Source organism: Kitasatospora sp. CB02891 (genome assembly GCF_002803145.1).
Lineage (GTDB): Bacteria > Actinomycetota > Actinomycetes > Streptomycetales > Streptomycetaceae > Kitasatospora > Kitasatospora griseola.
Window position 1 is genome coordinate 112,979 of record NZ_NNBO01000022.1, and the last position, 392, is coordinate 113,370.

The 392-nt window shown below is 67.3% G+C and carries 1 pseudogene; it reads right to left on the bottom strand.

Annotation, left to right across the window (positions count from 1 at the left end):
- Positions 1-69: 69 nt before the first annotated feature.
- Positions 70-392, bottom strand: a pseudogene (locus CG736_RS33670) (cellulose-binding protein); the annotation flags it as partial.

The window sequence follows — 392 nt, forward strand, 5'->3', positions numbered from 1 at the left end:
CAGGGCGACCGACCGGCCGGCCACTCGAATCAGCCCGACTCGGCCGACGATGCGCGCCGACCGTCAGCCTCAGCCGTTGTACGCGGCGAACATCTTCGAGAACTGGTAGGGGGTCTGCGGAATGTTGGTGCACTTGGGCAGCGAGCCGGTGCAGGCGTTGGCGTCCCGGGTCATCTCCCAGAAGGCCAGCTCTCCGAGGTGGTTCTGCTGGGCGAAGGCGAGCAGCTGCTGGGCGTCGGAGATACCGAACACCTCGGAGGCGGTGTCGTTCTGGCCGAGCATCGGGGTGACACCGACCATGGCGTAGGCCTGAGCGTCCGTCAGGTTGGTCCAGACGGAGCGGATCTGCGCCTGGGTGGACTGCGCGGACTGGATCGCGTAGGCGCCCATCT